The 18,472-nt window shown below is 63.9% G+C and carries 15 protein-coding genes and 1 tRNA gene; all 16 read left to right on the top strand.

From position 1 onward, the window contains the following. Positions 1–1,281 carry an NADH-quinone oxidoreductase subunit NuoF gene (gene nuoF / locus F462_RS02825; RefSeq protein ID WP_018875178.1) on the top strand — a complete coding sequence of 427 codons (1,281 nt, stop codon included), beginning with the start codon at positions 1–3 and terminating at the stop codon, positions 1,279–1,281. A 33-nt stretch (positions 1,282–1,314) separates the two neighbouring features. After that, positions 1,315–3,717 carry an NADH-quinone oxidoreductase subunit NuoG gene (gene nuoG / locus F462_RS02820; protein WP_038051405.1) on the top strand — a complete coding sequence of 801 codons (2,403 nt, stop codon included), beginning with the start codon at positions 1,315–1,317 and terminating at the stop codon, positions 3,715–3,717. A gap of 12 nt (positions 3,718–3,729) precedes the next feature. Then, positions 3,730–4,794, top strand: coding sequence for an NADH-quinone oxidoreductase subunit NuoH (nuoH, locus tag F462_RS02815; RefSeq protein WP_018141816.1), 1,065 nt, complete (start codon positions 3,730–3,732; stop codon positions 4,792–4,794). A gap of 10 nt (positions 4,795–4,804) precedes the next feature. Further along, on the top strand, positions 4,805–5,293 hold the full coding sequence (nuoI, locus tag F462_RS02810; RefSeq protein ID WP_018141815.1) for an NADH-quinone oxidoreductase subunit NuoI: 489 nt from the start codon (positions 4,805–4,807) through the stop codon (positions 5,291–5,293). Positions 5,294–5,308: 15 nt separating this feature from the next. Next, positions 5,309–5,962: an NADH-quinone oxidoreductase subunit J gene (locus F462_RS02805; protein WP_018141814.1), complete on the top strand. Its 654-nt coding sequence runs from the start codon at positions 5,309–5,311 to the stop codon at positions 5,960–5,962. A gap of 89 nt (positions 5,963–6,051) precedes the next feature. Continuing rightward, entirely contained in the window at positions 6,052–6,357 is a 306-nt protein-coding gene (gene nuoK / locus F462_RS02800; RefSeq protein WP_018141813.1) for an NADH-quinone oxidoreductase subunit NuoK, read from the top strand. A gap of 6 nt (positions 6,358–6,363) precedes the next feature. Beyond that, on the top strand, positions 6,364–8,370 hold the full coding sequence (nuoL, locus tag F462_RS02795; RefSeq protein WP_038051404.1) for an NADH-quinone oxidoreductase subunit L: 2,007 nt from the start codon (positions 6,364–6,366) through the stop codon (positions 8,368–8,370). A 52-nt stretch (positions 8,371–8,422) separates the two neighbouring features. Then, entirely contained in the window at positions 8,423–9,937 is a 1,515-nt protein-coding gene (locus F462_RS02790; RefSeq protein WP_038051403.1) for an NADH-quinone oxidoreductase subunit M, read from the top strand. Positions 9,938–9,950: 13 nt separating this feature from the next. Beyond that, entirely contained in the window at positions 9,951–11,399 is a 1,449-nt protein-coding gene (nuoN, locus tag F462_RS02785) for an NADH-quinone oxidoreductase subunit NuoN (RefSeq protein WP_018141810.1), read from the top strand. Positions 11,400–11,402: 3 nt separating this feature from the next. Continuing rightward, positions 11,403–11,744, top strand: coding sequence for a DUF2818 family protein (locus F462_RS02780; protein ID WP_018875182.1), 342 nt, complete (start codon positions 11,403–11,405; stop codon positions 11,742–11,744). Between the two features lie 60 nt (positions 11,745–11,804). Continuing rightward, positions 11,805–11,881 (top strand) — tRNA-Met (locus tag F462_RS02775). 220 nt (positions 11,882–12,101) lie between these two features. Beyond that, on the top strand, positions 12,102–12,557 hold the full coding sequence (rimP, locus tag F462_RS02770) for a ribosome maturation factor RimP (RefSeq protein ID WP_038051402.1): 456 nt from the start codon (positions 12,102–12,104) through the stop codon (positions 12,555–12,557). Positions 12,558–12,632: 75 nt separating this feature from the next. After that, positions 12,633–14,129, top strand: a complete 1,497-nt coding sequence (gene nusA / locus F462_RS02765) for a transcription termination factor NusA (protein WP_018141807.1) — start codon at positions 12,633–12,635, stop codon at positions 14,127–14,129. An 88-nt stretch (positions 14,130–14,217) separates the two neighbouring features. Continuing rightward, on the top strand, positions 14,218–16,935 hold the full coding sequence (infB, locus tag F462_RS02760) for a translation initiation factor IF-2 (RefSeq protein ID WP_231362950.1): 2,718 nt from the start codon (positions 14,218–14,220) through the stop codon (positions 16,933–16,935). Further along, positions 16,935–17,387, top strand: coding sequence for a 30S ribosome-binding factor RbfA (rbfA, locus tag F462_RS02755; protein WP_018141805.1), 453 nt, complete (start codon positions 16,935–16,937; stop codon positions 17,385–17,387). Before infB ends, rbfA begins: the two co-directional genes overlap by 1 nt. A gap of 22 nt (positions 17,388–17,409) precedes the next feature. Continuing rightward, entirely contained in the window at positions 17,410–18,372 is a 963-nt protein-coding gene (truB, locus tag F462_RS02750; protein WP_038051401.1) for a tRNA pseudouridine(55) synthase TruB, read from the top strand. Positions 18,373–18,472 lie beyond the last annotated feature (100 nt).

Below are 18,472 nucleotides of genomic sequence, written 5' to 3'. Positions count from 1 at the left end.
ATGGCCAACCAGATCTGCTTTGCGACCCGCTACCTGGACGATCCTGCCTCGCTCGAGACCTACAAGAGCGTCGGCGGCTACCAGGCGCTGGAGAAGGTCTACAAGGGCAAGATGGCCCCCGAGGACGTGATCGAGGAGGTCAAGACCTCGAATTTGCGCGGGCGCGGCGGGGCCGGTTTCCCGACTGGGCTCAAGTGGTCCTTCATGCCGCGCAACAGCCCCGGGCAGAAGTACATCGTGTGCAACTCGGACGAGTCCGAGCCGGGCACCTGCAAGGACCGCGAGATCCTGATGTACAACCCGCATGCGCTGATTGAGGGAATGGCCATCGCCGGCTACGCGATCGGTGCGACGGTGGGCTACAACTACATGCGCGGCGAGTTCATGGACGAGGTGAACACGCGTTTCACCACTGCGCTGCAGGAGGCCTACGACGCGGGCTACCTGGGCAAGGACATCTTTGGTTCCGGGGTGGATTTTGACCTGCACCCTTCGCTGGGGGCTGGTGCCTATATCTGTGGCGAAGAGACGGCTTTGCTGGAGTCGCTGGAGGGCAAGAAGGGCCAGCCGCGCTTCAAGCCGCCGTTCCCGGCGAACTATGGCCTGTACGGCAAGCCGACCACGATCAACAACACCGAGTCGCTGGCCTCGATCCCGACGATCATCCGCAATGGTGGCCAGTGGTTCGCGGATCTGGGTGTACCCAAGTCCGGTGGCGAAAAGCTGTTCTCGGTATCCGGGCACGTGAACAAGCCCGGCAACTTCGAAATCCCGCTGGGTACGCCGTTCAAGGATCTGCTGGACATGGCCGGTGGCGTGTTGAACGGCCGCAAGCTCAAGGCGGTGATCCCGGGTGGCTCCTCGGTGCCGGTGGTGCCGGGCGATGTCATGCTGAAGGCCAACATGGACTTCGACTCCATCGCCCACGCCGGGTCCATGCTGGGCTCCGGCGCGGTGATCGTGATGGACGAGACCGCCGACATGGTCAAGGCCCTGCAGCGCATCTCGCGGTTCTACTTCTCCGAGTCCTGCGGCCAGTGCACGCCCTGCCGCGAGGGGACCGGCTGGCTCTACCGCATGCTGACCCGCATCGTGGAAGGCCAGGGCCGTCCCGAGGACCTGGAACGCCTGGACGACGTGGCGAGCAAGATCGAGGGGCACACCATCTGCGCCCTGGGCGACGCTGCGGCCATGCCGGTGCGCAGCTTCGTGAAGCACTTCCGCCACGAATTCGAATACTACATCCAGCACGGCCGGAGCCCGGTGGCTAACGCCGCCTGACGCTTCGCCGCGCCATCGCATCAGGAATCGAGCATGAGTCAGGATCAGAAACAGGATCTGGTCAGCATCGAGATTGACGGCCGTACGGTGGAGGCGCCCAAGGGGGCGATGCTCATCGATGTTGCCGATGATGCCGATATCCGCATCCCGCGCTTTTGCTACCACAAGAAGCTGTCGGTGGCGGCGAACTGCCGTATGTGCCTGGTCGAGGTGGAGAAGGCGCCCAAGCCGCTCCCCGCCTGTGCGACCCCGGTCATGGACGGGATGAAGGTCTATACCCAGTCTCCGCTGGCGCTGCGCGCGCAGAAGGGGACCATGGAGTTCCTGCTGATCAACCACCCGCTGGACTGCCCGATCTGCGACCAGGGTGGCGAGTGCGAGCTGCAGGACGTGGCGATGGGGTACGGCGAGAGCGTGTCGGCCTACACCGAGGCCAAGCGCGTAGTGAAGGACAAGGATATCGGTCCGCTGATCGAGACCGAGATGACACGCTGCATCCACTGCACCCGCTGTGTGCGCTTTGGCGAGGAAATTGCCGGCGTGCGCGAGTTGGGTGCGACTGGACGTGGCGAGCATATGCGCATCGGGACCTACGTCGAGAAGACCGTGGCCCACGAGCTGTCTGGCAATGTAATCGACCTGTGCCCGGTGGGTGCGCTGACGGCGAAGCCCTCGCGTTATGGTGCCCGGGCCTGGGAATATGCCCAGGCGGCGACCATTGCCCCGCACGACGCGGTGGGTTCGAACCTGTTCCTGCACACCGACAATGGCCAGGCCATGCGCGTAGTCCCGCGCGAGAACGAGGCCGTCAACGAGACCTGGATCTCCGATCGCGATCGTTTCAGCTACACCGGGTTATATGCCGAAGATCGCCTGACCCGCCCGCGGATCAAGGTGGATGGTCAGTGGCAGGAGGTCTCCTGGGAGACGGCTCTCAGCTATGCCGTCGAAGGTCTGAAGGAGGTCGCTCCGGAGCGTGTGGGCGCGCTGCTGTCGCCCTCGCTTTCGCTGGAAGAGCACTACCTCGCGCAAAAGGTGCTGCGTGGCATGGGGGTGACCGACATTGATCACCGCGTGAACCAGCGTGATTTCCGTGACGAGGCGGCCGCTCCGTTGTTCCCCTATCTGGGGGCTGCCATCGGCGACCTGGAGAACGCGGACGCCGTACTGCTGGTTGGCAGTAATCCGCGCCGCGAACAGCCGCTACTGGCGCACCGCCTGCGCAAAGCCGCCTCGCGCGGTGCGCAGGTCTGCCTGATCAACGACATGCTGCTGGACCTGACCTACCCGGTGCAGGCGCAGCTGGTCGGGAGCGAGCGCGACCAGATCCTGGCGCTCGCCGGAATCGCAGGGAAGATCGTCGCGGCCGGCAAGGCACTGCCGAAAAAACTGGAAAAGGTCGTCAAGACGGCCGAGACCGATGACGCCGCTACTCAGGAAGCCTTTGAGCGCGCGGCGCGCGCCCTCCTGGACGGCAAGCAGCCGCACGTGCTGCTGGGTGCTGCGGCGATGAACGGGCCGGCGTTTGCCACCCTGCGGGCGCTGGCCGGCTGGATCGCCAAGCACACCGGCGCCAGCCTGGGCTATCTGCCGCAGGGGGCCAACGCCGCGGGTGCCTGGCTCGCCGGGACGCTGCCGCATCGTGGGCCGGGTGGCACCGACCTGGATACCAGCGGGGCGAATGCTGCCGAGATGATCGAGCAGGGGCGCGACGCCTTCGTGATTGCGGGGCTTGAGCCGGGGCGCGATGGTGCTGACCCTGTGGCCTTCCGCACGGCGCTGGAACGTGCCGGCCTTGTGGTCGCCCTGAGCAGTTTCGCCAACTCGGAGCTGGAGTCGGTGGCGGACGTTCTGCTGCCCATCACCACCAGCTTCGAGCATTCCGGGACCTTCGTTAATGCTGAAGGCCGGTGGCAGAGCTTCCGCGCCGCCGCCCGCGCGCCAGAGGATGCCCGTCCGGGCTGGAAGGTCTGGCGCGTGCTGGGCAATTTGCTGGAGCAGCGTGGATTCGACTACCTGGATTCGCCCGCTGTGCGGGACGAGCTGAAGGGGCAGCTGGCCGATGCCAGCTTTGATACCAGTGTGAACCTGAACAAGGTGCACGTGGATCTGCCCGAGGCCGATTCCGGTGACGACGGGCTTTATCGTGTGCAGGCCACAGCGCTGTATAGCGGTGACGCGCTCCTGCGCCGAGCCGAGCCGTTGCAGGTCAGCCCCGAAGGGCAGTTGGCCGAGAGTGTGCTGGTGCACCCCGAGTCCGCCGGCGGGTATTCCCACGGGAGCCGGGTGTGCCTGCGTCAGGGCAAGGCCGAGACGGAACTGACCCTGCTGCTGGATGACTCGGTGCCGCCGGGGTTGGCCGTGACCTTTGCGGGTTCTGCGGCCATGGGGCCCCTGGGGCTGCCGAACACGACGGTCGCGCTGGCGCGGGCCTGAGGGACTTAAGACATGTTCGACTGGATGATGAACCTGTACCAAGGCTTGCCGACGATCATGCAGATCCTGATCGGTATTCAGCTGATCGTGATTCCGCTGATGCTGGCCGTGGCCTATACCACCTTCGCGGAGCGCAAGGTCATCGGCTACGCCCACGTGCGTGTGGGGCCGAACCGCGTGGGACCGCGTGGCTGGCTGCAGCCGATCGCGGATGCGCTCAAGCTGTTGACCAAGGAGGTCATCCTCCCGACCAATGCCAACCGCTTCCTGTTCCTGAGTGCCCCGGTGCTGACGATCGCCCCGGCGCTGGCGGCCTGGGCGGTGGTGCCGTTTTTCGACGGTGGTGCGCTGGCGGACGTGAATGCTGGGCTGCTGTATCTGCTCGCCCTGACGTCCCTTGGGGTATACGGCATCATCATCGCCGGCTGGGCGTCGAACTCGAAGTACGCGCTGCTGGGCTCACTGCGCTCGGCCGCGCAGCTGGTGTCCTACGAGATCGCGATGGGCTTTGCCCTGGTGGGTGTGCTGATGGCCGCTGGCACCCTGAATGTGGGCGGCATCATTGAGGCGCAGTCGGGCAGTATCTATCACTGGTTCCTGCTGCCGCTGCTGCCGCTGTTCTTTGTCTATTTCATCTCCGGGATCGCGGAGACCAACCGCGCCCCGTTCGACGTCGCTGAGGGCGAGTCCGAGATCGTCGCGGGGTTCCATGTGGAATACTCGGGCATGGCGTTCGCGGTGTTCTTCCTCGCGGAATACGCCAACATGATCCTGATCTCGGCGCTGACCGCGATCCTGTTCCTCGGCGGCTGGCTGTCGCCGTTCCAGGGGATCCTGCCGGCCGGTGCCTTCGAGCTGCCTGTGATCGGTGCGCTGCTGGATCACGGCATCCACTGGTTCCTGTTCAAGACCGCCATCTTCCTGTTCGCCTTCCTGTGGTTCCGCGCCACCTTCCCCCGTTATCGCTATGACCAGATCATGCGCCTGGGCTGGAAGGTCCTGATCCCGGTGACCATCGTCTGGTTGTTCGTCGAGGGCGTGCTGGTCGCCTTCAACGTTGGCCCGTGGTTCGCGTGAGGAGTTCGAGATGAAAGCCGTGCGCCGTTTCTTCAAGAGTTTCCTGTTCTTCGAGTTGCTGCTGGGGCTGCGCCTGACCGGGCGCTACCTGCTGAGCCGCAAGTTCACGGTCCAGTACCCGGACGAGAAGACCCCGATGTCGCCGCGCTTCCGCGGGCTGCATGCACTGCGCCGTTACCCCAACGGCGAAGAGCGCTGCATTGCCTGCAAGCTGTGCGAGGCGGTCTGCCCGGCGCTGGCGATCACCATTGATTCCGAAGAACGCGCCGATGGCACGCGTCGAACCACGCGCTACGACATCGACTTGTTCAAGTGTATCTTTTGCGGCTTCTGTGAGGAGGCCTGTCCGGTGGACTCCATCGTCGAGACGCACATCTTCGAGTACCACTTCGAGAACCGGGGTGAGCAGATCATGACCAAGGACAAACTCCTGGCCATTGGTGACCGCTTCGAGAAAGAGATCGCGCAGGCACGTGCGGTCGACGCCCCCTACCGGTAACGCAGGGAACGCCTCATGACCTTCGAGCTTGTCCTTTTCTACCTGTTCGGCGCGATCCTGCTGGGAGGTGCGCTGGCCATGATCAGCGTGCGCAACCCGGTGCACGCTGCATTGTTCCTGGTCTTGTGCTTCGTCGCAGCCGCGGCATTGTGGTTGCTGGCCGAGGCCGAATTCCTGGGCATCGTGTTGGTGCTGGTCTACGTCGGCGCGGTCATGGTCCTGTTCCTGTTCGTGGTGATGATGCTGGACATCAACCTGGCCACGTTGCGCGAGGGCTTCACCGAATATCTGCCGGTAGGCATCGTGGTCGCGCTGGCCATGGCGACGGTCCTGGTGCTGGTCATCACCCGCTACATCACGATGGATGTCCCCGAGCGCGCCGGACCCGAGTACGCGAATACCGAGGCGCTGGGTGCGATCCTCTACACCGAATACGTCTATCCGTTCGAGATTGCCGCGGTGATTCTGCTGGTCGCGATCATCGCCGCGATCTCGCTGACCATGCGCAAGCGTCCGGACAACAAGTCGATTGACCCAGGCAAGCAGATGGCGGTGTCCCGCGAAGGCCGGGTCCGTATGGTCTCCATGCCATCGGAAAAGAAAAAGGCCCCCCGTCGGGGTGAGGGGTCCGGTACGCGGTCTCCGGACGGCGACGACGAATCCAAGTAAACGAACCGAGTAACTAGGCATCCCGGCGGCTCGTCGGGACCCGGACACCGGGGGCGGACAACGCCCCCGAATGAACTCAGGGCTAGAACATGATTACGCTAGAGCACTACCTGGTGCTGGCCGCGCTGCTGTTTTCCATCAGCGTGGCCGGGATCTTCCTGAATCGGAAAAACGTGATCGTGCTGTTGATGTGCATCGAACTGATGATGCTCGCGGTCAACATCAACTTCATTGCCTTCTCGTTCTTCCTGCAGGACCTCGCGGGCCAGGTATTCGTGTTCTTCATCCTGACCGTCGCCGCGGCCGAGGCGGCCATCGGCCTCGCCATCCTGGTGTTGCTGTTCCGTAATCGCGGAACCATCAACGTCCAGGACATGGATGCAATGAAGGGATAACGGGCCATGGATACGATTTATCTACTCATCGTTCTGGCGCCACTGTTCGGCGCGATCGCCGCCGGCCTGTTCGGCCGCCAGATCGGCCGAACCGGGGCGCATACGGTCACCATCCTTGGGGTGGCGGTGTCCTTCATCCTGTCCGTGGTGGTGTTCTGGGCCCACGTCTTCGGTGATGCCGGGGTCTACAACGAGACCGTCTACACGTGGATGGTCTCCGACGGCATCCATTTCGAAGTCGGGTTCCTGGTCGACAACCTGACCGCGATGATGATGCTGGTGGTCACCTTCGTCTCGCTGATGGTGCACATCTACACCATCGGCTACATGAAGGATGATCCGGGCTACCAGCGCTTCTTCGCCTACATCTCGCTGTTCACCTTCTCCATGCTGATGCTGGTGATGGCGAACAACTTCATGCAGCTGTTCTTCGGCTGGGAGGCCGTGGGTCTGGTCTCCTATCTGCTGATCGGTTTCTGGTACAAGCGCCCGACCGCGACCTACGCCAACATGAAGGCGTTCATCGTCAACCGCGTGGGGGACTTCGGGTTCCTGATCGGGATCGCCGCGCTGGTGTTCTACGCCGGAAGCCTGAACTACACCGAGGTCTTCGCCGAAGCGGAGTCCATGCGTGATGCGACCATCACCATCTGGCCGGGCTGGACCTTCGGCCTGCTGGACCTGGCGCTGATCTTCCTGTTCATCGGTGCGATGGGTAAGTCCGCCCAGGTGCCGCTGCACGTCTGGCTGCCGGATTCCATGGAGGGCCCGACGCCGATCTCCGCACTGATCCACGCGGCCACCATGGTGACCGCGGGCATCTTCATGGTCGCCCGCATGTCCCCGCTGTACGAGTTCTCGGTCGCGGCCCTGTCGTTCATCCTGATCATTGGGGCGATCACGGCCTTCTTCATGGGCCTGATCGGCCTGGTGCAGAACGACATCAAGCGCGTGGTGGCCTATTCGACGCTGTCGCAGCTGGGTTACATGACCGTGGCGCTGGGTGCGTCCGCCTACGCCGCGGGTCTGTTCCATCTGATGACCCACGCCTTCTTCAAGGCGCTGCTGTTCCTGGCCGCCGGCTCGGTGATCATCGCCATGCATCACCTGCAGGACATGCGCGCGATGGGCGGGCTGCGCCGCCATATGCCGATCACCTATGTGACCGCACTGATCGGCTCGCTGGCGCTGATCGGGTTCCCGTTCTTCTCCGGGTTCTTCTCCAAGGACGCGATCATCGAGGCGGTGGGCTACTCCCAGATCCCGGGGGCGACGTTTGCCTACTGGCTGGTGCTGGCCGGGGTGTTCGTCACCGCGCTGTACACCTTCCGCATGTTCTTCATGGTGTTCCACGGCGAAGAGCGCTATGACCAGGCGCACAAGTACATGCCGGATCATGGGGATGATCATGACCACGATGACGACCATCATGATCATGGTCCGCTGCAGCCGAAGGAATCCCCCTGGGTGGTCACCGTGCCGCTGATTCTGCTGGCGATCCCGTCGGTGGTGGCCGGCTACTTTATCGGCCCGATGCTGTTTGGTGACTTCTTCGCCAACAGCCTGTTCGTGTTGCCGGAGCAGGATGTGCTGGCGACCAAGGGCGAGACCTACACCGGGGTCATCGGCTTCGTGCTGCACGGCCTGATGCTGCCAGCGTTCTGGCTGGCCATGGCCGGTCTTGCGACGGCCTGGTACCTGTACATGAAGCGCCCGGAATTGCCGGCGGTGATCGCGGAGCGTCTGAAGCTGGGCGTGCGCATCCTCGAGGACAAGTACGGTTTCGACCGCTTCAACGACTGGTTCTTCGCCGGTGGCACCGTGCGTCTGGGCCGTGCGCTGTGGCGCTATGGCGATGCGCTGATCATCGACGGGCTGTTGGTCAACGGGACCGCGCGTTCGATCGGCTGGATCTCGACGCGCATCCGCCACATGCAGTCCGGTTTCCTCTACCACTACGCGTTCGTGATGATCATCGGCCTGCTGGTCCTGATGTTCGCCTTCGTGATCTGAGCGGCTTCGACACCCATGCGCTCGAAGCCCACCGCTGTTTCAAGGAACGACCATGTTTGCTGACTGGCCTATCTTGAGTCTGTTGATCTGGCTGCCCATTCTCGGCGGCTTCCTGGTGCTCGCGGCCGGGCGCGACGCGCCCCACGTGGCACGGCGCCTCGGACTCGCGGTGGCTGTGGCGACCTTCGTGGCCAGCCTGCCGCTGTGGTTCACCTTCGAACGCGGCACGGCGGACATGCAATTCCAGGAGCTGGCGTCCTGGATCCCTGCGTTCAACGTGAACTACCACCTGGGCGTGGACGGCATCTCCATGCCGCTGATCCTGTTGACGACGCTGATTACGGTCGTCGTGATAGTGGCCGCCTGGGAGTCGGTGAAGGACCGCATCGCCTACTACATGGCCGCGATGCTGGTGATGGAAGGCCTGATGATCGGCATGTTCGCGGCGATGGACGCGGTGCTGTTCTACGTGTTCTTCGAGGCGATGCTGATCCCGATGTTCCTGGTGATCGGGATCTGGGGTGGGCCGCGGCGCGTCTACGCGACGCTGAAGTTCTTCCTCTATACCTTCCTCGGCTCGGTGTTCATGCTGGTGGCGCTGATCTGGATGTACATCCAGTCCGGGAGCTTCCTGATCCAGGACTTCCACGCCCTGCAGATCGGGCTCACCGCCCAGATACTGATCTTCCTCGCGTTCTTCATGGCGTTTGCGGTGAAGATCCCGATGTTCCCGGTGCATACCTGGTTGCCGGATGCCCACGTGGAGGCGCCCACCGGTGGTTCGGTGATCCTGGCGGCGATCATGTTGAAGATCGGGGGCTACGGCTTCCTGCGTTTTTCGCTCCCGATCACCCCGGATGCCTCGGCGGTGCTGGATACGATGATGATCGTCCTGTCGCTGATCGCGATCGTGTACATCGGGGTGGTCGCGCTGATCCAGAGCGACATGAAGAAGCTGATCGCCTACTCGTCCATCGCCCACATGGGCTTTGTGACCCTGGGCTTCTTCCTCGCTTTCTACATCTACCGCAACACCGGTGACTGGGAAGGCGCGTCGCTCGGTATCTCCGGCGGTATGGTGCAGATGATCTCGCACGGCTTTATCTCTGCGGCGATGTTCCTCGCGGTGGGCGTGCTCTATGACCGCCTGCACAGTCGCCAGATCGCGGACTACGGTGGCGTGGTCAACACCATGCCCTGGTTTGCTGCGTTCTTTGTCCTGTTCGCGATGGCGAATACCGGTCTGCCGGGCACCTCAGGGTTCGTCGGTGAGTTCATGGTCATCCTGGCTGCGTTCAAGGCGGACTTCTGGATTGCCTTCCTGGCCGCGACCACCCTGATCCTGGCGGCGGGCTACACCCTGTGGCTGGTCAAGCGGGTGATCTTCGGGGCGGTGGCCAACGAGAATGTGGCCGGCCTGTCCGACATGAACCGCCGCGAGTTCTTCCTGATGGGCGTGCTGGCCTTCTTCACGCTGCTGCTGGGCGTGTGGCCGGCCCCGCTGCTGGATGTGATGAACGCGACCATTGATCACCTCGTGGCGCATATCGCGCAGTCGAAGCTCTGAAGGGACGCCTGACATGAATTTCGAGATCCCCAATTTCCTCCCCGCCGTGCCCGAGATGTTCGTGCTCGGGATGGCGTGTCTGATCCTGGTGATCGACGCGTTCCTGCCGGATTCGCGGCGCGATGTCACCTATGGCCTGGTGCAGGCGACCCTGGTCGGCGCCGCCGGCCTGACCCTTTGGTTGATGGGCCCGGAGACCATCCTCACCTTCAGCGATACCTTCGTGAAGGACCCGATGGCGGACATCCTGAAGCTGGCGGTCTACGTGACCAGCTTCCTGGTGTTCCTGTATTCCCGGCCGTACCTGATGGAGCGCGGCATCCACAAGGGCGAGTTCTATATCCTGGGTCTGTTTGCCGTGCTCGGGATGATGATCATGATCTCCGGGCACAACCTGCTGACCCTGTACCTGGGCCTCGAGCTGTTGTCGCTGTCGTCCTATGCCCTGGTCGCGTTCTGGCGCGACAACAGCCGGGCGACCGAGGCCGCGATGAAGTACTTCGTGCTGGGTGCGCTGGCATCGGGCCTGCTGCTGTACGGCATGTCCATGATCTATGGCATGACCGGCTCGCTGGATATCGCCGTGATCGCCGCCGAGCTCGTGGCCGCGGACGAGAGCCTGAATATCCCGCTGGTCTTCGGGCTGGTGTTCCTGGTGGTTGCCGTCGCCTTCAAACTAGGTGCGGTGCCCTTCCATATGTGGGTCCCGGATGTATACGACGGGGCCCCCACGGCGGTCACGCTGTTCATTGCCACCGCCCCGAAGATTGCTGCGTTCGCCTTCCTGATGCGGTTGCTCGTGGAGGGCATGGGCCCGATGCATGCGGACTGGCAGGGTATGTTGATCATCCTGGCCGTTCTGTCGCTGGCGGTCGGCAACGTGATCGCGATCGCCCAGACCAGCATCAAGCGCATGCTGGCCTACTCGACCATCGCCCATATCGGTTTCCTGTTCATGGGCATCCTGGCGGGCACCGACAGTGGCTACGCCTCGGCGATGTTCTACGTGATCGTCTACGCGATTACCGCGGCCGGTGGCTTCGGCATGATCGTGTTCTTGTCGCGCAAGGGCTTTGAGGCCGATCAGATCGACGACTTCAAGGGCCTTGCCAAGCGCAACCCCTGGTTCGCCTTTATCATGCTCCTGCTGCTGTTCTCGATGGCCGGCGTGCCGCCGACCGTTGGGTTCTACGCCAAGCTGGCGGTGATCCAGGCGGCCGTGGGTGCGGATCTGGTGTGGCTGGCGATTGTTGCGGTGATCTTCTCGATCATCGGCGCTTTCTACTACCTGCGCGTGGTCAAGATGATGTTCTTTGATGACCCGCAGGAAGGGGCCGAGGAGCCGGTGCAGCCGAGCGGCGCCCTGGCCACGGCACTCAGCATCAATGGGCTTGCGGTACTGCTGTTGGGAATTTTCCCGGGGCTGCTGCTGTCTCTCACCCACTACGCAATTATCGGGTAACTCGTGACACAGTGGATTCCATTTGAAGTATTGGTATGGGGCTTTGTGGTGGTCGCTTTCATCAGCGCAAATCTGCCCTGGCTCAGCGAACGCATCGGCCTGATGGTCCTGCCGGAAGAGACCAAGGGCCCGTGGACCCGCATCGGCGAATGGCTGGTGCTGTATTTCCTGATCGGTCTGATCGGCAAGGGTCTGGAGTATCAGGCCACGGGTGGCATTCACACCCAGGGTTGGGAGTTCTACGTGATCACCCTGTCGCTGTTCGCGATGTTTGCCCTGCCGGGTTACATCTGGCGCTATGACCTGCGCCCGCATCTGCGCTCCGGCCAGCGCCGGACCCGGTAAAATATCGACAATAATCCTTGCGGGGGCGGTGCCCGCTTTGCTATAGTTCTGCGTCTCGGATGCGGGGTGGAGCAGTCTGGCAGCTCGTCGGGCTCATAACCCGAAGGTCGCAGGTTCAAATCCTGCCCCCGCTACCAATTGTCAGAGAGGCCCCATACGGGGCCTTTTTGTTAAGGACCGACAGGGTCTTTGGCTGCAACTGCTCGCGGCTGGCTCGCAGTCCTTAAGGCCGCGCTCCCGCGCGCCTCGCAGTGGAAGGTTCACTGCTGTCATCGTGAGAGGTGTACGAGGGGCGTTCGGCGCCCTTTTTTTGTTTCCGGGTCCCGGCCAATCGGGACGGAGTCGATCGAGACGCCCTTGTCGCAAAAGGCTGAACAACTGAAAACGCTGTTAACCCCCGTGGTTGAGGGGGAGGGCATGCAACTGTGGGGGCTGGAGTATCACGCCGGTTCCAAGCCGCCCGTTGTGCGTATCTATATCGATGGCCCGAATGGCGTCACGGTGGACGATTGCGCGCGGGTCAGTGATCAGGTCGGCGCCGTCATCGAGGTCGAGCAGACCCTGAAAGGCAATTACACCCTGGAAGTATCCAGCCCGGGGGTGGAACGTCCCCTGTTTACCCCCGAGCAATTCCGGCAGTACATCGGGCATGCGGTGAAGGTGCGCCTGACCTGGCCGGAGCACGACCGGCGCAATTTCCGGGGTGTGCTGCTTACGGTGGACGAATCCATGATCGAGGTGGAAGTGGACGGCATGGCCTACGAGCTGCCGCTGGCTGCGATCCACAACGCGCGTGTCCTTGAACAACTGTAGACCTGGTTGTCGTCAAGGGCGCGGCTACGCTTTTGTTGAATCGGCAGGCGACTGTCGAGTGCGGAGAGGCAAGACATGAACAAGGAGATCCTGCTGGTCGCGGATGCCGTGGCGAACGAGAAGGGCGTTGAGAAGGACATTATCTTCGACGCCCTGGAATCGGCCCTGGCAATGGCGACCCGCAAGTACCACGGCGGCAAGATGGACGTCCGCGTAAGCATCGATCGCGAGGAGGGTGACTACGAAGCCTTCCGTCGCTGGACCGTGGTGGACGACGAGGACCCGGAGTTCGAGTCCCCGGAGTACCAGATCCTGCTGTCCTATGCCCAGCAGAAGAATCCGGATGCCCAGATCGGCGACGTGATCGAAGAATCGGTCGAGGCCGTGGACTTCGGTCGCATCGCGGCGCAGACCGCGAAGCAGGTCATCGTGCAAAAGGTGCGCGAGGCCGAGCGCGCGAAGGTGGTCGCGGAATACCAGGATCGCGTGGGTACGCTGGTGATGGGAATCGTCAAGCGCACCGACCGTAATGGCACCTACGTGGATCTCGGGAGCAACGCCGAGGCCTTGATTCCACGGGAACACATGATCCCGCGCGAGACCGTGCGCACCAATGACCGCCTGCGTGGCTTCCTGAAGGAGATCCGCCCTGAGGCCCGTGGCCCGCAGCTGATCCTCAGCCGGACCGCTCCGGAGTTCCTGATGGAGCTGTTCAAGCTCGAGGTGCCGGAGGTCGGACAGAATATCATCGACATCATGGGTGCGGCCCGCGACCCGGGCATGCGCGCCAAGATCGCGGTGCGGTCCAACGATCCGCGCCTGGACCCGGTGGGCGCCTGTGTCGGCATGCGTGGTTCCCGCGTGCAGTCAGTCTCCAACGAATTGGCTGGTGAGCGTATCGACATCATCGTCTGGGACGAGAACCCGGCTCAGTTTGTGATCAACGCGATGTCGCCTGCGGAAGTCCTGTCGATCGTGGTCGATGAGGACAAGCAGTCGATGGACATCGCGGTCGAGGAAGACAAGCTCTCCCTGGCCATCGGTCGTGGTGGTCAGAACATCCGTCTCGCCTCCCAGTTGACTGGGTGGGAGCTGAACGTGATGACCGAGGAACAGGCGGCCGAGAAGAGCGAGGCCGAGGCCCAGCAGTTGGTCACGTTCTTCATGGGGGCCCTGGACGTCGACGAGGAAGTCGCGAGCATCCTGGTGCAGGAAGGCTTTACCACCCTGGATGAGGTGGCCTACGTAGAAGAGGCCGAGCTGCTGGCGATTGAAGAATTCGACGAGGATATGGTCGCGGAGTTGCGTAACCGCGCGAGCGACGCACTCCTGACCAAGGCGATCGCGGCCGAGGATGGTCGCGAGGGTTTCGAGCCCGCCGAGGATCTTCTGGGCATGGATGGCATGACCGAGGCGCTGGCGAACACGCTGGCGTCGCATGGTGTTTGCACCATGGAAGACTTGGCGGAGCAGGCATCCGACGATGTGGTCGAGATGACCGGGCTGGATACGGAGCAGGCGTCGGCGCTGATCATGACGGCACGCGCCCCGTGGTTCGAGACCGGGGACTGATCCCCGGACGTTCGAAGCACGATCCCGTATTACAGGCTGTCGGTTGGCCTGAAAAGAATCTGGAATGGAGGTAGGCGCCATGGCGCAAATGACAGTGCAGCAATTCGCGGAATCGGTGGGGACGCCGGTTGACCGCCTCATGGTTCAGCTCAAGGAGGCGGGTGTCGACGTCGATGGCCCGGAGGCCGCGATCACCGATGCCGAAAAGCGCAAGCTGCTCGATCACCTCCGTCAGTCGCATGGCGAGGGGGGCGACGCCGGGCGCGTCACCCTGAAACGCCGCACGCAAGCGCAGACCCTCAAGGTCAGCTCCGGGCAGGGACGCTCGAAGACGGTCAATGTCGAGGTGCGCAAGAAGCGTACCGTGAAGCGCAAGCCTGCCGAGGCCCCGCCCGAGGCGCCGGTAGAGGAGGCCCCAGCTACCGAGGAACAGACTCCGGCCGTCGCGGAAGAGCCGCGCGCCGCCACTCCGGAACCGGTGGCAGAGCCAACCCCCGAGACCCCGGTCGAGGACACCCCGGTGGCCGAAGAGGCCCCCGTGGAGGAGCCGGCCGCCGAGACTCCGGCGGAGCCGGAAGTCGAGGAAGTCGCGGCCGAGGCCGAGGAACCAGCGCCCGAGCCTGAGCCCGAGCCGGCGAAGCCGAAACGCCCGCTTAGCCGCACGGAACAGCTCGCCCTGCAGGTCGAGGCCGAACGCGAGGCCCAGCGCAAGGCCTCGGAGGCGCGCAAGCAGGAAGCCAGCGAGCGCGAGGAGCGCCAGAAGAAGCGCCAGAAGGAACTGGAGGCCCAGGAGGCCAAGCGCGAGAAGGAAGAACAGGCGCGCCTGGAGCGCGAGGCCGCTGCACGCCAGGCCGCCCCGGCGGCTCCGGCCGCCGATGCCAAGGCCGGCAAGGGCGCCCGCAAGGGCGGCGCGCGCAAGGACGAGCGTAAGGAACTGCACGTGGCGGGTGATCGCCGTGGGCGCCGCAAGAAGGGCGAAAGCCGCAAGGCCCAGACCGCAGCCGCTCAGGCAGTTACCAGCAAGCACGGCTTCGCCAAGCCGACCGCACCGGTTGTGCGCGAGGTCGAGGTGCCGGAGACCATCACCGTCGCCGATCTGGCGCAGGCGATGGCCATCAAGGCCCCGCAGCTGATCAAGTCCCTGATGGGCATGGGTGTGATGGCCACCATCAACCAGTCCATCGATCAGGACACCGCGATGCTCGTGGTCGAGGAGATGGGGCACACGCCGATCGCCGCGAAGGAGACCTCGGTCGAGGACGAGATCGACACCGGTCTGGAGCAGACCGCCGAGGCCAAGCCGCGTCCGCCGGTGGTGACCGTGATGGGGCATGTCGACCACGGCAAGACCTCGCTGCTGGACTACATCCGCAAGGAGAAGGTCGCCTCTGGCGAGGCCGGCGGGATTACCCAGCACATCGGCGCCTACCACGTGAAGAACAATCACGACGGTGTGACCTTCCTAGATACCCCGGGGCACGCCGCGTTTACCGCGATGCGTGCGCGTGGCGCCCAGTCCACCGACATCGTCATTCTGGTGGTGGCGGCGGACGATGGCGTGATGCCGCAGACCATGGAGGCCATCCAGCACGCGAAGGCGGCGGGTGTACCGATGGTTGTCGCCGTGAACAAGGTCGACAAGCCGGAAGCCGAGCCGGATCGGGTCATGAACGACCTGGCCCAGCACGAGGTCATCCCCGAGGCCTGGGGTGGTGACACCCAGTTCATTCATGTCTCCGCCCATACCGGGCAGGGCATTGACGAGCTGCTGGAGGCCCTGGGCCTCCAGGCCGAAGTGATGGAATTGAAGGCCCCGGACGAAGGTCCGGCCCGTGGCGTAGTGATCGAGTCGCGCCTGGAGAAGGGGCGTGGTCCCGTGGCCACCATTCTGGTGCAGTCCGGCCAGTTGAAGCACGGCGATATCCTGCTTTCGGGCAAGGAATACGGTCGTGTGCGGGCGATGTTCGACGATACCGGTGCGCCCGTGAAGGCCGCTGGTCCGTCCATGCCGGTCGAGGTCCTGGGCCTGTCCGGTGTCCCGGAGGCTGGCGACGAAGTACTGGTGGTTGCGGACGACAAGACCGCCCGCGAGGTCGCCGAGCACCGTGATACCAAGCAGCGTGAGCGCAAGTTGGCCGCGCAGCAGGCCGCCAAGCTGGAAAACATCTTCAACCAGATGCAGGACGGCGAGATCGCCACCGTGAACATCCTGATCAAGGCGGATGTCCAGGGTTCGGCCGAGGCCCTGCGCGAGTCGCTGATCAAGCTTTCGACCGACGAGGTCCGTGTGAAGGTGGTCTCCGCCGGTGTGGGTGGGATCTCCGAGTCCGATATGAACCTGGCGATGGCCTCCGAGGCGATTGTCATTGCGTTCAACGTGCGTGCGGATGCGGGGGCCAAGCGCCTGGCCGCGGAAAACGAGATCGACGTGCGCTACTACTCGGTGATCTACGAGGCCATCGACGATGTCAAACAGGCGCTGTCCGGTCTGCTGTCCGCCGAGATTCGCGAAGAGATCATCGGTCTCGCGCAGGTGCGTGACGTCTTCAAGGCCTCCGGTTTTGGTCAGGTCGCCGGCTGCCTGGTAATGGAGGGCGCGGTCAAGCGGGGCAACCCGATCCGCGTGCTGCGCGACAATGTCGTGATCTACGAGGGCGAGCTGGAAAGCCTGCGTCGCTTCAAGGACGACGTGAACGAGGTCAAGGCCGGTACCGAATGCGGTATCGCGGTGAAGAACTACAACGACGTCAAGGCCGGTGACCAGATCGAGGTCTTCCAGCGCGTCGAGGTGGCCCGGACGCTCTGATGCCCGGCAACCGTGACTTCCACCGCTCGGACCGAGTGGGCGAGCAGATCCAGCGCGAGCTGGCCGAGTTGATCCGCGTAGAACTCAAGGACCCGCGTGTGGGGATGATCACCCTGGCCGGGGTCGAGGTGTCCCGCGACCTGGCTTATGCCAAGGTGTTCTTCACCCAGCTCGGTGGCGAAGAGAATGGCCGCGAGGCGCAAAAGGGGCTCAACAGCGCCGCAGGTTTCCTGCGCCGCGCCCTGGGCCAGCGCATGCGCCTGCGCAGCGTGCCGCAACTGCGCTTTGTCTACGACGACACCCCGGAGCGTGGGGCACATCTGTCGTCCCTGATTGACCAGGCCCTGGCCGAGGATCGCGCCCACCACGTGGACGACGACCCCGAGGCCACCGATGAGGACGCGGGCGACGACGGCCGCAACCCGGACTCGGGGCCGGAACGCGGGGCCTGAGCCCAGGCGGGTCGTTCTCCCCATGGCGAGCAGCAAGCGGCGCGAGGTCGACGGCATTCTGTTGCTGGACAAGCCTCGTGGGCGCAGCTCCAACCAGGCCCTGGGGCGGGTCAAATATCTGTTGCAGGCGAAAAAGGCCGGTCACACCGGGGCATTGGACCCGCGGGCGACTGGCCTTTTGCCGCTGTGCTTCGGGCAGGCCACCAAGGTGTCCGGCTGGTTGCTGGATGCCGACAAGCGCTACATCGCCGAGGCGCAACTGGGAGTCGAGACCGACAGTGCGGATCTCGATGGTGCGGTGATTCGCGAGGCGCCGATCCCGACGATCGACGACGCCATGCTGCGCGACCTGGAGCGTCGGTTTAGCGGGGCACAGAAACAGGTTCCACCCATGGTGTCGGCGCTCAAGCATCAGGGCAAGCGTCTGTACGAGTTGGCGCGTCAGGGCGTCGAGGTCGACCGCCCGCCGCGTCCGGTCCAGATTCATTCCCTGAAGATCGAGGCCGTGGGCCCGGATCGGCTGCGTCTGGAGGTCCACTGTTCCAAGGGGACCTATATCCGTTCGCTGGTCGCAGATATCGGGCATGCCTTCGGTTGTGGTGCGGCAGTGGATACCCTGCACCGGGTCGGCCATGGGCATTTCGATGCGGATGCGATGGTCTCGCTGGATGCCATCGAAGCGGCCTTCGAGGCGGGTGGGGCGGCGGCGATCGAGGCCATGCTGCAGCCGGCAGAGGCGGCTTTGGCTCACTGGCCGTCGGTCACGCTGGATGCGGCTGCCAGCGCCGCCATGCGGCATGGCAATCCCGCGTCGGGTACCGCCGTGATCGCCGCGGCGCCGGGCGCTGCCGATGCCCCGGCCGAAGAGGATACCGGGTGGCCCCTGGTATGTGTGTTCGCGGCCGATGGCGGGTTTCTCGCGGTGGGCGTTCAGGATGGCGAGGGTCAGGTGCTGGCCCGGCGGCTGTTTGTGCCCGCAGCATAGGCGACGCTCGTTGGCGCGCCTGCGCGCCTGGGGTCATGATGCCCAGCGAAGACTCTGATTCGCACCGTTGGTTCCTGTTCACTCGCTCCCGCCTCGTGAT

The sequence above is a fragment of the Thioalkalivibrio sp. ALJ1 genome, from assembly GCF_000745395.1.
GTDB lineage: Bacteria > Pseudomonadota > Gammaproteobacteria > Ectothiorhodospirales > Ectothiorhodospiraceae > Thioalkalivibrio.
This window is presented reverse-complemented; position numbering and strand designations above follow the sequence as displayed.

Excerpts from the sequence above, each read along its gene's own strand:
- nuoN (WP_018141810.1), top strand. The coding sequence starts at position 9,951 with ATGAATTTCGAGATCCCCAATTTCCTCCCCGCCGTGCCCGAGATGTTC.
- nuoK (WP_018141813.1), top strand. The coding sequence starts at position 6,052 with ATGATTACGCTAGAGCACTACCTGGTGCTGGCCGCGCTGCTGTTTTCC.
- nuoH (WP_018141816.1), top strand. The coding sequence starts at position 3,730 with ATGTTCGACTGGATGATGAACCTGTACCAAGGCTTGCCGACGATCATG.
- truB (WP_038051401.1), top strand. The coding sequence starts at position 17,410 with ATGGCGAGCAGCAAGCGGCGCGAGGTCGACGGCATTCTGTTGCTGGAC.
- nuoG (WP_038051405.1), top strand. The coding sequence starts at position 1,315 with ATGAGTCAGGATCAGAAACAGGATCTGGTCAGCATCGAGATTGACGGC.
- nuoI (WP_018141815.1), top strand. The coding sequence starts at position 4,805 with ATGAAAGCCGTGCGCCGTTTCTTCAAGAGTTTCCTGTTCTTCGAGTTG.
- nuoL (WP_038051404.1), top strand. The coding sequence starts at position 6,364 with ATGGATACGATTTATCTACTCATCGTTCTGGCGCCACTGTTCGGCGCG.
- infB (WP_231362950.1), top strand. The coding sequence starts at position 14,218 with ATGACAGTGCAGCAATTCGCGGAATCGGTGGGGACGCCGGTTGACCGC.
- F462_RS02805 (WP_018141814.1), top strand. The coding sequence starts at position 5,309 with ATGACCTTCGAGCTTGTCCTTTTCTACCTGTTCGGCGCGATCCTGCTG.
- rbfA (WP_018141805.1), top strand. The coding sequence starts at position 16,935 with ATGCCCGGCAACCGTGACTTCCACCGCTCGGACCGAGTGGGCGAGCAG.
- nuoF (WP_018875178.1), top strand. The coding sequence starts at position 1 with ATGGCCAACCAGATCTGCTTTGCGACCCGCTACCTGGACGATCCTGCC.
- nusA (WP_018141807.1), top strand. The coding sequence starts at position 12,633 with ATGAACAAGGAGATCCTGCTGGTCGCGGATGCCGTGGCGAACGAGAAG.
- F462_RS02790 (WP_038051403.1), top strand. The coding sequence starts at position 8,423 with ATGTTTGCTGACTGGCCTATCTTGAGTCTGTTGATCTGGCTGCCCATT.